The following is a 14,686-nucleotide window of genomic DNA, read 5'->3' on the forward strand; positions in this document are numbered from 1 at the left end:
GCCATGATGGAAACTATTGTAGAAAGCCACGGAAAAAGGGCTGTGCTGGAGGCGCCAGAACGTGTTCATCCCGGCCTCTGGCGTGCTTCGCAAATGGCGCATGCGCCCGGTTTATATGCGCATACCGGCCATCCCGATCTCTCGGCTCAACTGCCGGGGGGCGGCTGGCCGCTGGGTAATCTTATCGAGGTTATGACACCGCGTGCTGGGATAGGCGAGCTGCAGTTGTTCAGGCCCGCCTTGTGTCACTCAACCAGGACGGGTTTGTCATCTGCTCTCACCGGCTTGGCTTCTCCTGGTGCGCAGTTGGACGATTCACGGCCTATTGTGCTGATTCAGCCGCCTTATGTCCCTCACATCTGTGCCTGGGCGCAGTGGGGAATCAACCCTGCCCGGTTGCTCTGGCTGTCTCCGCAAAGCAGCGCAGATGCCTTGTGGGCGGCAGAGCATATTCTGAACAGCGGTGCCTTCGCGGCCCTTGTGCTCTGGCAGCATGCCCTGCGCGATTCGGCCTTGCGTCGTCTGCAATTGTCAGCGCAAAAGGGCGACACGCTTTTCGTGCTGGTTCGGGGGCTGGCGGCGGCCCGGCAGTCTTCACCGGCGCCCTTGCGGCTTGCCCTTCACCCCGCGCATGCCGGTCTTCTTGTCCATATCGTCAAGCGTCGCGGCAATATAAGCGAACACCCCGTGCATGTGGCGCTTTATTCCGATCCTGCCGGCAGGTATGGGCATTCGGCCGTTGTGACCGAGCGTCATAGCGCTTTTTCCACTCATTCTGGTGTTTCTGATCCCGTTTCAGCCTCTTTTACAGAGTCCCATCATGCGAACATGGATAGCCGTCCATTTACTGCACCCCACGCTGGACACCCTTTGTCCTGACTGGCGCAGGCTTGCCGCAGTGGTCATGGATCATGATCTGGTACGGGTGTGCTCGCCGCTTGCCTGGGAAACGGGCGTCCGTCCAGGTATGCGTGCCGGTGGGGTCAACGCGCTCTGTCCCCAGGCGGTGCTCACTCAATACGACGAACACATACATCAATCGGCCATGCAGGCGGCAGCGCTGGCGTTGCTGCAATACACGCCCGAGCTTGCGCTGGATGAGCAGGACACGCTGTTGCTCGATGTCACCGGCAGTCTCAGCCTCTTTGGCGGTATCCGCCGGCTTTACCGTCGCATCCAGGGCACGTTGCAGGGGCTTTGCCTGAGCGCACGTTGCGCCATTGCGGCCACGGCCGGAGGAGCCTGGTTGCTGGCCACCGTTCCGACCGTTGCATGTGTTGCGCCGTCTGGCGCGATCACGGCTTGCGCTCATACAAGGGGGCGCCGGTGCCTGAAGCTGCACTCCTTGTTTGGCCGCCTGGATACCTTGCCTGCAAACGCGCTGCCTGCCGCGCGTCCCTATGAGGCGTGGCTTGACAATATTGGTTGCGGCACGCTCGGTGCGTTGCGACAGCTGCCCCGTGCCGGCTTGCAACGCCGTACCAGCAAACAGCTGTTGCAGGCGCTGGATGCCGCCTATGGAAAAACGCCTGAAATCTTTGAATGGATCACCGCTCCTTTGCAGTTTCACGGACGCATCGAACTGGTCGAGCGTATCGAATCAACAGAAGCGGTCGCACGCGTGGCCGGTCGACTGCTTGAGCAACTCTGCGGCTGGCTGACCGGACATCAACAGGCGGTCACACAGATGGCGTTGCTGCTGGAGCATGAGCGGGGTCGTCACGCCCGTCCTCCTACCCCGCTGGCACTGGCTGCAAGCACGCCTACCCGCGATCCAGCCCATCTGATGCGGTTATTGCAGGAGCATTTGCATCATTTGAAACTGGAGGCCCCTGTTATTGCCATGGCCCTTGAGGTTCATCGGGTGCAGGACCTTGCCCCGGTGCCCGACGACTTATTCCCCGACCCCGGGGGCACCCCTCAGGATCGACAGCGGGTCATCGACATCATCCTGGCGCGACTGGGACATGATCGGGTGTTGCAACCCCAGCTACATGCCGATCACCGTCCTGAGATGGCAAACCAGTGGGCAGCAGCAGGCCCTTCGCGCATTGTCGGACACACTGTGCAAGGCGGTGAGCGGCCGTGCTGGTTGCTGGAAAAGCCATTGCCGTTGGCGGTTCGTCGAAACCGGCCCTGGTACGGCACGCCTTTGCACATTCTCCATGGGCCGGAACGAATCGAAGATGGATGGTGGGACGGCTGGACGCAAAGAGACTATTTCTTGGCAGAAGACGAGGCAGGTATACGCTACTGGCTGTTTCAGGATCGTCGTAAAAAGTTGCGCTGGTTTTTGCATGGTGTTTTCGGGTAAGGGGATGCGCCTGTGACTGAGCCTTTATTTTCTTCATCTTCTTCTTATGAACTGCCGAATTATGCGGAACTGTATTGTCAGAGCAATTACAGTTTTTTGCAGGGGGCCTCGCATCCTCGTGAGCTGGTTCAGGCGGCGTTCAGCCTCAACTATATGGCTCTGGCCATCACCGACGAATGTTCGGTGGCCGGGGTCGTGCGTGCATACGAAGAAGTGACAAAACTGAATCAGCCCATCCTGGAACAGGCCGAACGCAGTAGAAAAGCGGCACTGGAAAAAGCAGGTTGTACCTTATGGCCGAAGGCGCTGGTGCCAGCGATGTTCCCAGCGCCCTCGTCGCTGGTGTTGTCTGCCAGCGCATCCGTTGAGTCCGGCGCCAAGTCACGTGCTGCGTCAGGTGTCAGGTCAGATGCTGAGCCAGGTGATAAGTCAAGTGCAGAGTCGCCGGAAGCGTCTGACGAGCCGCCATTGCGTTTGCCGATGAAACTGATCGTAGGGTCTGTTTTTTCGCTGCGCGCAGCAGAAGCATCTCCTGCGTTAAAGCTGATCGTTCTGGCTCAGACCCGCGACGGATATGGCAATCTGTGCGAGTTCATTACATTGGGACGGCGTCGTGCCCCCAAAGGGGATTATTATCTGACCACAAAAGACATTACCTGCCCAGAGAGCGCAGATCCGTCTCTGCCTCACTTGCGGTTTTTACCAGAGTGCCTGGGTCTGCTTGTGCCCGAATACTGTGCCCCCTATGAACAGGTGCTGGCGCAGGCGCAATGGCTTGCCCAGGCCTTTGCCGGACGGTGCTGGCTGGTGCTCAGTCTATTGCACCAGGGGCAGGATGCCGCGCACAAGCGCATGCTCATGGCGGTATCCGAAGCCACAGGCGTGCCGCTTGTGGCCGCCGGACATGTGCAAATGCATGTGCGTTCGCGCAAACCCGTGCATGACACACTGACGGCCATCCGGCTGGGGAAAAGTGTCCAGGACTGTGGATTCTCACGCAGTTCCAACGGCGAACAGCATTTGCGCCAGCGGGTAACGCTGGCCAGGCTGTATCCGCTGGCTGCGCTCCAGCAAACCATTGAGGTCATGCTTCAATGCTCATTCAGTCTTCACGAACTCAAGTATCAATACCCTGACCATATCTGCCCCACGGATATGACGCCAACGGCCTATCTGCGACAGGAAACCTATGCGGGAGCGCAGCGACGCTTTTCCGAAGAGGTGCCGGATGTTGTTACCCGCCAGTTGGAGGTTGAGCTGCAATTGATTGCCGAATTGAAGTACGAGGCCTATTTTCTGACGGTCTACGATATCGTGCGGTTTGCACGTAAACAGGGCATTTTGTGTCAGGGCAGAGGCTCGGCTGCCAATAGTGCCGTCTGCTACTGCCTGGGAATTACGGAAGTGGATCCGGCCCGGAGCAATAGTCTGTTCGAGCGGTTTATCAGTAAAGAACGTGATGAGCCACCCGATATAGATGTGGATTTCGAACATCAGCGTCGCGAGGAAGTCATCCAGTATATTTATGCCACTTATGGTCGCGACCGGGCGGCACTGACGGCAGTTGTCATCACCTATCGGGTCAAGAGTGTGCTGCGTGATACCGGCAAGGCGCTGGGCGTGGATCCGCTCATTATCAATGCGGTAGCACGCGCCTATCATTATTGGGACGGCCGGGCCAACCTGATGGCGCGCTTGCAGGAATGCGGCCTCGACCCGAATTCTCCGGTCGCTTTGCAATGGGTTTATCTGGCTGAAAAAATCATGAGTTTTCCGCGCCATCTTTCGCAGCATCCTGGCGGGTTCGTCATGTCGCGAGGTCCGCTTTCCAGGATCGTTCCCATTGAAAATGCGGCCATGGAGAACCGCAGTGTGGTGCAATGGGATAAGGACGATCTGGACGTCCTGCGTATTCTGAAAGTGGATGTACTGGCGCTGGGCATGCTCAGCATGATCCGCCGGGCGCTGGAGTTGGTGTCGCAACGATATGGCGAGCATTTTCAGATGCAGGATATTCCTGATGAAGACACGGATACTTACGACATGATCTGCAAGGCCGATACCATTGGCGTGTTTCAGATCGAATCCCGTGCGCAAATGACCATGCTGCCACGCTTGCGGCCGCGTTGCTACTATGATCTGGTTATTGAAGTGTCCATTATCCGCCCGGGGCCGATACAGGGTGGCATGGTGCATCCTTATCTGCGGCGGCGCCAGAATCTGGAAGAGGTGGACTACCCTGGCCCAGAGGTCCAGGCGGCCCTGGAACGTACATTAGGCGTCCCGATTTTCCAGGAGCAGGTCATGCAGATTGCCATGACGGCAGCCGGGTTTACCGGGGGCGAGGCCGATTCCCTGCGCCGTTCCATGGCGGCCTGGAAGCGCAAAGGGGGGCTGGAAAAATTCTATGACAAAATTATCAATGGCATGGTTGGCAATAACTATAAACGGGAGTTTGCCGAACAGATTTTCCGCCAGATCCAGGGTTTTGGTGAATACGGTTTTCCTGAAAGCCATGCGGCCAGTTTTGCATTGCTGGCCTATGATAGCAGCTGGCTTAAATGTCATGAGCCAGAAGCTTTCCTGGCGGCGCTGCTCAACAGCCAGCCCATGGGCTTCTATAGCGCCTCGACACTGATCCAGGACGCCAGACGACACGATGTTGCCATCGCACCTGCAGATGTGCAGGTCAGTGACTGGGAAACAACGCTGCAATTGCCCGAAGGTAGCCCTGCAGAGAGTGAGGTCACACATGACAGGCCAGATCAGACGCTTTCCGCAACAGCACGCCTTTGCATGGCCCAGTGTAAAGCCAGACAACAAGGTAAACGGCCCACTGTCAGACTGGGGCTGAACCAGATCAAGGGAATGCATGAGACCGTTGCCCGACGGATTGTCCAGGTGCGTGAGCAGGCACCTTTTGTGTCTGTGGCCGATCTGGCCCGTCGCGCCGATCTGAGCCGGCATGACCTGAACGCGCTGGCGGCAGCAAATGCGCTGGAGAGCATCGCCGGACATCGCCGGGCGGCCTTGTGGGACGCTGTTGTCAGCACGCCCGACAAAGATATGCTGCGAGATGCGCCTGTTTATGAAACCTCGACCCCGCAACTGTCATTATTGACAGAAGGCCAGTCTTTGGTCGCCGATTACGATTCGCTGGGTCTGACGCTGGGTCGCCATCCGCTGGCGCTTTTGCGGGACAGGCTGACAGCAATGCGCTTTTTGTCTTCTGCCGTCCTGCGTGAACAGCCTGATCGACGTCTGGTGCGTGCGGCCGGTATTATCACCGTCAGGCAACGGCCGGGAACGGCAAAAGGCGTGGTTTTTGTCACTATTGAAGACGAAGAAGGACAGATTAATCTGCTGATACGGCCGACGCTGGCAGAGCGTCAACGCAAGGAGTTGCTGACCTCTCGCCTGATAGGCGCTTATGGCCGGTGGCAATCCCAAAGCGGTGTTCAGCATGTGATCGTGGAGCGTCTGGTCAATCTGACGCATTTACTGGGAAAATTGCAGACGCGAAGCCGCAATTTTCACTGAAAACCCCCATGCCTGCTGATTGCTGACTGGAAAAAGCGGCGACGCAAGCGTTCTGTTCACCGAGTTGCATTGCTGTGCGTAAGGCGCTGCGGGCAGCCGCTACAAGTGTATTGCTCAAGCCTGGGTTGATTTTTTCTTGCAAGATCGGCGCTTCTGGATCCATCCGGCGACCAGACCCAGCAAGCTGATGATTACGATCAGCCAATTGCCTGTCCGGGCATAGAGTGTCAGCCCCTGCGTACCCTGTACCTGCACATCCAGGATATTGGCGGTGGCTGTCGGCAATTGCGCCAGTACGCGGCCTTCTGCATCAATGGCCGCGGTTGAACCGGTATTTGTTGCGCGAATCATGGGTCTTGCTGTTTCCATGCTGCGCATGCGTGAAATCTGCAAGTGTTGTCTGAGCGCCCAGGTATTGCCAAACCAGCCCAGGTTGCTGACATTGAACAGGATGCTGGCGCCGGGTGCCCCGTCAGCCTGCGTGTGCAGGGAAGGCAGCAGTTCTTCGCCAAAGACATCTTCGTAACAAATATTGGGTGCAAACTGCTGGCCGTTGACGACAAAGCTTTTCTGTCCCTGCTGACCCCGGTCAAAGTCGCCCAGCGGAATATTCAAGGCATCGACAAACCAGCGAAAACCGAAAGGCACGAATTCGCCAAAAGGCACAAGATGACGTTTGTCATAGACGGGCAACTGGGCCTGCATCAGCGCCTGCACAGAGGTATTGGCGTTAATGGCGATCACACTGTTGGTATAGCGGTCTTTGCCATTCTCGACAGTATGCATGGGGCTGCCCAGGAACAGGGTGGCCTTCATCTGATCAGCTAGGTCCACCACAGATTGCCAGAATTCAGGCGCCATTCTGTCCTGGAACGTCGGCAGAATGGTTTCGGGAAAAACAATGACAGAAGGTGCGCGTTGCGCGTCCGTAGCCGGACGGGTGGCCAGGCCAAACTGTGTCTGCAGTGAGCTCATCAACTGGGATGGATCGAACTTCATCTGTTGGGCAATATTGCCCTGCACCAGTCTGACCGTCAGGGGCGGCCCCTGATTGTCGAACCAGACAATGCGGCTGAGCGCCAGGCTGACGATGAACATGCCCATCAGCGCACTGGCCATGGCGGCCATGATGCCGGTGCGGTTGTGCTTTACATAATAGACAATGCAGGCAGTCAGCCCGCTGGCCAGTGCCGCCAGAAAGGCAACGCCATAAACGCCGAAAATGGGGGCCCAGGCAGACAGCAGGCTGCTGGTGTGGGCGTAGCCGATATTATTCCAGGGGAAGCCGGTAAACACAAAGCCGCGCAGCCATTCGCCCAGTGTCCAGGCGCAGGCCCACAGCAATGGTCGCCCCACTGCCAGTGGTACACGCATGACGTTCATGTCACGGCCCAGCCAGGCTGTGCAAGCGCCCGCCAGGGCGGCATACAGGGACAGATAAAGCGCGAACAGAAAGACAGCCAGCGCCGCAAGCGGCGCGGCCAGTCCGCCGAAATGATTCATGCTGATGTACAGCCAGTATATGCCGACGCAGAAACTGCTGGTGCTGAAAACAAAAGCGGCCAGTGCGGCTCGTCCGATATGGCGTGTGCTGAAGACAACGAAGGCCGGCATCGCCATGGACAGGACCTGGACATAGGCCAATGTCCAGTCGGGCAGGGGATCAGGCGCAAAACTCAATGCATGGAGCGCCCCGGCCACAATGAGAAGAAGCCAGACCATGGATCAGGTTTCTGATTTGCTGTGGCTGCTGCTCATGGCAGACAGCCGTTTGACATGCAGCCAAAGAGCGCGGCGGGCATCTGCGCGCAGGACCTGGAAACGCAGGCCCTGGAAATCATAACTGTCACCTCGTTGCGGAATATGGTCCAGTTCCGCGGCCAGCCAGCCGCCGATGGTGTCGTAATCGTCTTCGGGGATGGCAACCTGCAGCGTCTGGTTCAGCTGCTTGATGTCGGTAACGGCCATCACGCGCCAGGAGGAGTCTGTTTCCGGAAAGATGGTCATTTGCGCATCTTCGTCGTATTCGTCCTCGATGTCGCCCACAATCTGTTCGAGCACATCTTCCATGGTGACCAGGCCGGCGATGCTGCCGTATTCGTCAATCACGATCGCAATATGATTGCGGTTTTCGCGGAAATCGCGCAACAGCTGATTCAGCCGTTTGGTTTCCGGAATATAAATGGCCGGGCGCACCAGGCTGCGGATGTCCGTTTCGGGATTGGTAATGAATCGCAGCAGATCCTTGGCCAGCAGAATACCGATAATATTGTCTTTTTCTTCTTCAAATACCGGAAAGCGGGAGTGCGCTGTTTCAAGAATAATGGGAAGCAGCTCCTGCAGCGGCTTGCTGATGTCCAGCACGTCCATGCGTGAGCGCGGAATCATGATGTCGCTGACGTTTTTTTCGGTGAAGGAAATGGAGCCCACAATCATGGAATAGGAATCATCATCAATGATGTCCCTGTCATGGGCGGAAGAGAGGATCTCCTGGATGTCTTCCCGGTCTTCGGGTTCGTTCTGGCCCAGCAGGCCTTTTATGCGCTGGATAAGTGAGCGGGAAATCTGTTTTTTGCCGGGCTGACTGTCGGGCTCGGCATCGTTGGAAGGGTATGGATCTGACATCTCTGGACGTCTAGTTAAGGATTTATAAGGATAACGCAAATTTGCGTAAATTTGATGAAAAGTTAAAGACTTAGCGTAAACCCGAGCCGGTCATGGGGTCTTGGGTTTTAACGTGGTGTGTAAGGATCCGGAAAACCTAGCCCCGCCAGAAGGGCGGTTTCAATCGCCTCCATATGGGCGGCGTCGTCTTCGTTTTCGTGGTCATAGCCCAGCGCATGCAGCGCGCCATGAATAACCAGATGCGCAGCGTGCTGCTGCAGCGTTTTGTGTTGTTCCTGTGCTTCCCGCCTGAGGACAGGCACGCACAGGATGATGTCGCCTCGGGCAATGCCATCCGGATCAATGCCATATTCGAAGGTCAACACGTTCGTGGCATAATCGCGGCCGCGAAACTGACTGTTCAGTTCATGTGCTTCGTCGGTATCGACCAGTCGCAAGGCCAGTTCCACTTCGATGATGTCGGGATTTTCCGCCATGGCGGCATCCACTGCGCGCAACATCCAGCCACGGATACGCTGCCGGGTAAGAGAAGGTTCCGGTATCACATGTTGCACGGATGTGCGCAAATAAGAGGTATCGCGCGTGCGGCGGCGGCCGATGGGGGCAGAGTCAGGCATGGGGGCTGCGGCCTTCCGCCAGGTCGTATGCATCGATGATGCGGGCCACCAGCGGGTGGCGTACGACATCTTCACTGGTAAAACGTGAAAATGCGATGCCCTGCACATGATTGAGGACACGCACGGCGTGCTCCAGTCCGCTTTTCTGCCCCTTGATCAGATCAATTTGAGACGGGTCGCCGGTAATGACCGCTTTGCTGCCAAAGCCGATACGGGTCAGGAACATTTTCATTTGTTCCTGCGTGGTGTTTTGCGCTTCATCCAGAATAACAAAAGCGTGATTCAGTGTGCGGCCCCGCATATAGGCCAGCGGCGCGATCTCGATGGTCTGCTTCTCGAACAGGCGCATGACCTTGTCAAACCCCATCAGGTCATACAGGGCATCGTAGAGAGGCCGCAGATACGGATCAACTTTCTGGGCCAGGTCGCCCGGCAAAAATCCCAGGCGTTCGCCCGCTTCGACGGCAGGACGGGTCAGGATAATGCGCTGCACATGTTCCCGCTCCAGGGCGTCAATGGCGCAGGCAACGGCCAGCCAGGTTTTACCGGTGCCGGCCGGACCTGTGCCAAATGTGATGTCGTGCCGCAGGATGTTGTTCAGGTAGTCACGCTGGCGTGGTGTGCGCGGGCGCAGGTCGTTGCGTCGGGTGCGCAGGGCAATGGAGCCGCTGTCGTCATCCAGCGGAGGAAGGTCGGGGAGTGCCTGCCTGCCGCCGGGGCGCGCTTGAGATTGATCGTCGCTGCCATTGGCGCTGGGCCGGACGGGAGTGGCCGGTCTGGCATTGGCCCGCAATTCGACCAGCCCCAGCTGAATGTCATCAATGGTCAGGTCGCGATGGCGGGCACGACGATGGAACAGGTTGACGGCGCCTGCGGCATCCTGCGCCTGATCGCCTTCTACGATGATACGGCTGCCGTTGCGGCCAATTGTGACATCATAGGCCTGCGCAATTTGCTGCAGGTTTTCGTCCAGCGGTCCGCACAGATTGGCCAGCTGGGTGTTGTCGCCTTCCAGGTGAAAAACGACGGGCAGGGTCCGTTTTCCCGACATCAGGCGGCGTCTCCGTTGGCCAGTTCGCCACGCAACGAGTTGGTATAGACGTTGGTAATACGGACTTTGACAATCTGACCGATCAGGTTCGCTGGTGCGGCAAAGTTGACGATGCGGTTGTTTTCGGTACGTCCTGTCAGTTCGCTGGCGTCGCGACGGGAGGGGCCTTCGACCAGGACCGGCTGCAAAGTGTCAAGCATGGCGTGGCTGATGGCGCTGGCCTGAGCCGAAATCTGCGCCTGCAATCTTTGCAGCCGCTCAAGTTTGACTTCGTAGGGCGTATCGTCTTCAAGGTCGGCCGCAGGCGTACCCGGGCGGCGCGAATAGATGAATGAAAACGACGTGTCGAAGTTGACGTCGGCGATCAGCTTCAGTGTTGTTTCAAAATCGGCCTCGGTTTCGCCCGGAAAACCAACGATAAAGTCGGAAGACAATGTCATGCCCGGCCGGGCAGCATAGAGGCGGCGGGCGATAGATTTGAATTCAATACCGGTGTAGCCCCGTTTCATGGCCGCCAGAATGCGATCACTGCCGGTTTGAATAGGCAAATGCAGGAACGGAACCAGTTTGGGCAGGCGGCCATGCGCTTCGATCAGCCGGCTGGTCATTTCCTTGGGATGCGATGTGGTATAGCGGATGCGTTCAATGCCCGGAATGTCATGCACATAGTCGAGCAGCATGGCAAAGTCGGCCAGTTCCGTAGTGCCCCCCAGTGTGCCGCGATAGGCGTTCACGTTCTGTCCCAGCAGATTGACTTCCTTGACGCCCTGGTCGGCCAGATCGGCAATCTCGGTCAGCACATCTTCGAACGGGCGGGAAATTTCCTCACCACGCGTATAGGGGACGACGCAGAAGCTGCAGTATTTGCTGCAACCTTCCATGATCGAGACAAAGGCCGACGGGCCGTCAATCCGGGCAGGCGGCAAGGCGTCGAATTTTTCGATTTCGGGAAAGCTGATGTCTACCTGGGCGCGGCCGGTGCTTTTGCGCCGCTCGATCAGGTCAGGCAGGCGATGCAGCGTTTGCGGACCGAAGACCACGTCGACATAGGGTGCACGGCGGATGATGGTGGCGCCTTCCTGGCTGGCTACGCAGCCACCTACACCAATGACCAGATTGGGGTTTTTCTTTTTGAGCTGATTGATGCGGCCCAGATCGGAAAAGACTTTTTCCTGCGCTTTTTCCCGGATGGAACAGGTGTTGAGCAAGATGACGTCGGCGTCTTCCGGCGTGCTGGTCAATTCCAGCCCCTGGTTCTCGCGCAGGACGTCGGCCATTTTGTCCGAATCGTATTCATTCATCTGGCAGCCGAATGTCTTGATATACAACTTCTTGGCCGATGGATGGATGCGGATGGGGGTTTCCTGTACAGGTTGTACGGGCGTTGCGGCAGTTTCTGCTCCGCGCTTGAGTGTCGTTTCGTGCATGTTATGGGTACCGTGGCGGGTTTTTATCCCGGGGGTAAATTTGAAAAACGTGATTGTAACGTGTTTGCATCAATTTGGACTTATCTTGTTGTTTTTTCAGATAAAAAAAAGCACCCGCAGGTGCTTTTTCAGGCTTGTGCGCACCAGGGTGTGGCGCGCAGGGTACAGTTTCATGATCAGTAGATCACTTCGCTGGCCGGGTCTTCCTTTTTAGGCGTCTTGATCATGTCTTCGCGCTTGACGCCCAGCCACATGGCGATCGCTGCGGCCACGAACACGGAAGAGTAAATGCCAAACCAGATACCGATGGTCAGGGCCAGGGCAAAGTTGTGCAGGGACGGACCGCCGAAGAAGAACATGGACAGTACCATCATCTGTGTCGATGCGTGGGTAATGACCGTACGGGAAATGGTTTGTGTAATCGCGCCGTCGATCACATCACGCACGCTGGCACGACGCTGCTTGCGAAAGTTTTCACGGATCCGGTCCATGATCACCACCGATTCATTCACGGAATAGCCGAGCACCGCCAGCACGCCTGCCAGCACGGGCAGGGAGAACTCCCACTGGAAGAAGGCGAAGAATCCCAGAATGATGACCACATCGTGCAGGTTGGCGATCACGCAGGCGAGCGCAAATTTCCATTCAAAGCGTATGCCCAGGTAGATCATGATGCCGATGACGACGAAGGCCAGCGCCTTCAGGCCGTTGGACAGCAGTTCACTGCCCACCTGCGGACCTACGAATTCCACCCGGCGCAATTCAACGTCCGGGCTGGCCTTCTTGAGTTCGGCCATCACGGTGTTGCTTTGTTCTGTCGATGACAGATTCTTGTCTACCGGCAAACGGATAATAACGTCGCGCGATGTACCGAAATTCTGCACCTGAAAGTCGCTGTATTTGAGCGCGCTTATGCTGCTGCGGATTTCGTCCAGCTGGGCCGCCTGCTGATAATTGACTTCCATGACTGTTCCGCCGGTAAACTCAATCGACAGATGAAAGCCGCGGGTCACAATGAAAAATACCGCGAGCACGAAGGTGATGGCGCTGATCGTATTGAGGACCAGCGCGTTCTTCATGAACGGGATGGTTTTATGAATTCTGAAAAATTCCATATTTATTCCTGCTCTGTCCGGTCAGCCCGGACAGAAAAAGTGTTCTGCGTGATTCAGTTTTTCGCTTTGTCGACCTGAGTGCCGGTTTCGGGGCGCCAGACTGTGCCGATAGACACCGTCTTAAGTTTTTTGCGCCGTCCGTACCACAGATTGACAATCGCTCTTACGCCGACGACCGACGAGAACATGGAGGTCAGAATGCCGATGCAATGCACCACAGCAAAACCCCGTACCGGACCGCTGCCGAAGGCCAGCAGGGCAATACCCACGATCAGTGTGGTCAGGTTCGAGTCAAGAATCGTGGCCCATGCCTTGCTGAAACCGGTGCTGATGGCCTGCTGTGGCGAAGCGCCATTGCGCAGTTCCTCGCGAACCCGTTCGTTGATCAGCACGTTCGAGTCAATGGCCATACCCAGCGTGAGCGCGATGGCCGCAATACCCGGTAGTGTCAGCGTTGCCTGCAGCAGCGACAGGACAGCCAGCAGCAGCAGGACGTTGAACGCCAGGCCCAGTGTCGAGAAGATGCCGAACACGTGGTAATAAATGACCATGAAGATGGCGATCAGGATGAAACCGTAAAGGGTGGAATCAAATCCCATCCGGATATTGTCGGCGCCCAGGCTGGGGCCGATGGTGCGCTCTTCGATGATGGACATGGGCGCGGCCAGGGAACCGGCGCGCAGCAGCAGGGCGGTGTCGGCTGCCTGGGTGGCATCCATGCTGCCGGAAATTTCGACTTGTCCGTTCGGAATTTCACTACGGATAACCGGTGCGGTCACAACTTGCCCCTTGCCATTTTCAAACAGAATAATGGCAAGGCGCTTGCCGATATTGTCGCGTGTGGTATCGCGGAAAATACGTGCGCCTTTGTCGTCCAGTGTCAGATTGACAGTCGGTTGCTGTGTCTGCTGATTGCGGCCCGACTGGGCGTTTTCCAGGTTTTCACCGGTCAGCAGCACCTGGCGGCGTACCAGCACGGTACGGCCATCTGTATCCTTGAAGCTTTCCAGGCCGAAAGGAACGGTGCCGTTGGCCATGGCGGTTTGGGCTGCGGGCGAATCGTCTACCATACGCAGTTGCAGCGTGGCCGTACGACCCAGGATTTCCTTGGCCTTGGCCACATCCTGAATGCCGGGCAATTGAACGATAATGCGGTCGGTGCCCTGCTGCTGGATAATCGGCTCGGCAACGCCCAGTTCATTGATCCGGTTATGCAGCGTCAGAATATTCTGTTTGAGAGCGGTGTCCTGAACGCGGGTAATTTCGGCCGCACGAATGGCGCCGGTCAGTAAAAATTTTCCGCCGGACTGGCTGGAGGTGAAGTCCAGTTCGTTCGTCCGGGTACGCAGGGTGTCGAGCGCCTTGTTGCGCTCTTCTGCCGAGGCGAAGGTGGCGACGATGCTGGCGTTGGCGGTGTTGACCGATTCCACGTTGACGCGGGCGTCGCGCAGAATGGCGCGCATGTCTGTCGTCAGGGATTCATAGCGCGCAGTCAGGGCGCCCTGCATATCAACCTGCAGCAGGAAATGAACGCCGCCGCGCAGATCCAGACCCAGATACATGGGGTTGGCGCCGATGGCGCTCATCCAGTCGGGAGAGCCGGAGAGCAGATTCAGCGCCACGGTATAGGCTGGATCATCCTTGACAGGGTTGAGTGCATTGTCCAGGATATCCCGGGCCTTCAGCTGCGTGTCGGTGTTGGCCAGTCTGACCCTGACCGTGCCGGCCGGGCCGTTTTGTTGAAAATAGGCGCCCGAGTAGGCAATGTTGTTCTGCTTGAGTATGTCCTCTACCTGACCCATGGTCTGATTGGTGACTTTATGCGTCACCTTGGCGCTGGAGACCTGGACTGCAGGAGATTCGCCAAAAAAGTTGGGGACGGTGTACAGGATGCCGATGATCAGGGCAACCAGTACCGTAATGTACTTCCATAGAGGGTAGCGGTTCATACCGTGGCCGTTATCGATAAAGAGTTAAAACAGAGAGCCGGAAAAAAA

Annotated in this window: 10 protein-coding genes; 3 read left to right on the top strand and 7 right to left on the bottom strand. The window is 57.2% G+C overall.

All coding sequences use genetic code 11. The features are described 5' to 3' along the window. The first annotated feature begins 3 nt into the window (after positions 1–3). Genes W822_RS40890 through W822_RS40900 form a run of 3 tightly spaced genes read left to right on the top strand, consistent with a single transcriptional unit; the run spans position 4 to position 5,854 of the window. Positions 4–879 (top strand): hypothetical protein, encoded by an 876-nt coding sequence (locus W822_RS40890; RefSeq protein WP_051401813.1) that lies wholly within the window; start codon positions 4–6, stop codon positions 877–879. Then, positions 821–2,314, top strand: a complete 1,494-nt coding sequence (locus W822_RS40895) for a Y-family DNA polymerase (protein ID WP_024006549.1) — start codon at positions 821–823, stop codon at positions 2,312–2,314. Before W822_RS40890 ends, W822_RS40895 begins: the two co-directional genes overlap by 59 nt. A 12-nt stretch (positions 2,315–2,326) precedes the next feature. Continuing rightward, complete coding sequence (locus W822_RS40900) at positions 2,327–5,854, top strand: error-prone DNA polymerase (protein ID WP_024006550.1); 3,528 nt, start codon at positions 2,327–2,329, stop codon at positions 5,852–5,854. A gap of 114 nt (positions 5,855–5,968) precedes the next feature. Here W822_RS40900 and lnt read toward each other — a convergent pair whose 3' ends face one another. The 7 genes from lnt to secD form a co-directional block, all read right to left on the bottom strand. Further along, positions 5,969–7,576, bottom strand: coding sequence for an apolipoprotein N-acyltransferase (gene lnt / locus W822_RS40905; RefSeq protein WP_024006551.1), 1,608 nt, complete (start codon positions 7,574–7,576; stop codon positions 5,969–5,971). 3 nt (positions 7,577–7,579) lie between these two features. Continuing rightward, entirely contained in the window at positions 7,580–8,479 is a 900-nt protein-coding gene (locus W822_RS40910; protein WP_024006552.1) for an HlyC/CorC family transporter, read from the bottom strand. Positions 8,480–8,586: 107 nt separating this feature from the next. Continuing rightward, positions 8,587–9,096: an rRNA maturation RNase YbeY gene (ybeY, locus tag W822_RS40915; RefSeq protein ID WP_051401815.1), complete on the bottom strand. Its 510-nt coding sequence runs from the start codon at positions 9,094–9,096 to the stop codon at positions 8,587–8,589. Continuing rightward, positions 9,089–10,147: a PhoH family protein gene (locus tag W822_RS40920; protein ID WP_024006554.1), complete on the bottom strand. Its 1,059-nt coding sequence runs from the start codon at positions 10,145–10,147 to the stop codon at positions 9,089–9,091. The genes ybeY and W822_RS40920 overlap by 8 nt, the downstream gene beginning before the upstream one ends. Continuing rightward, on the bottom strand, positions 10,147–11,574 hold the full coding sequence (miaB, locus tag W822_RS40925; protein ID WP_024006555.1) for a tRNA (N6-isopentenyl adenosine(37)-C2)-methylthiotransferase MiaB: 1,428 nt from the start codon (positions 11,572–11,574) through the stop codon (positions 10,147–10,149). Before miaB ends, W822_RS40920 begins: the two co-directional genes overlap by 1 nt. Positions 11,575–11,750: 176 nt before the next feature. Continuing rightward, the gene (secF, locus tag W822_RS40935) at positions 11,751–12,689 is read right to left on the bottom strand and encodes a protein translocase subunit SecF (protein ID WP_024006557.1); all 939 of its coding nucleotides are present in this window, start codon (positions 12,687–12,689) and stop codon (positions 11,751–11,753) included. Between the two features lie 53 nt (positions 12,690–12,742). After that, positions 12,743–14,638: a protein translocase subunit SecD gene (gene secD, locus W822_RS40940; RefSeq protein ID WP_024006558.1), complete on the bottom strand. Its 1,896-nt coding sequence runs from the start codon at positions 14,636–14,638 to the stop codon at positions 12,743–12,745. Positions 14,639–14,686 lie beyond the last annotated feature (48 nt).

This window comes from Advenella kashmirensis W13003, assembly GCF_000506985.1.
Lineage (GTDB): Bacteria > Pseudomonadota > Gammaproteobacteria > Burkholderiales > Burkholderiaceae_B > Advenella > Advenella kashmirensis_A.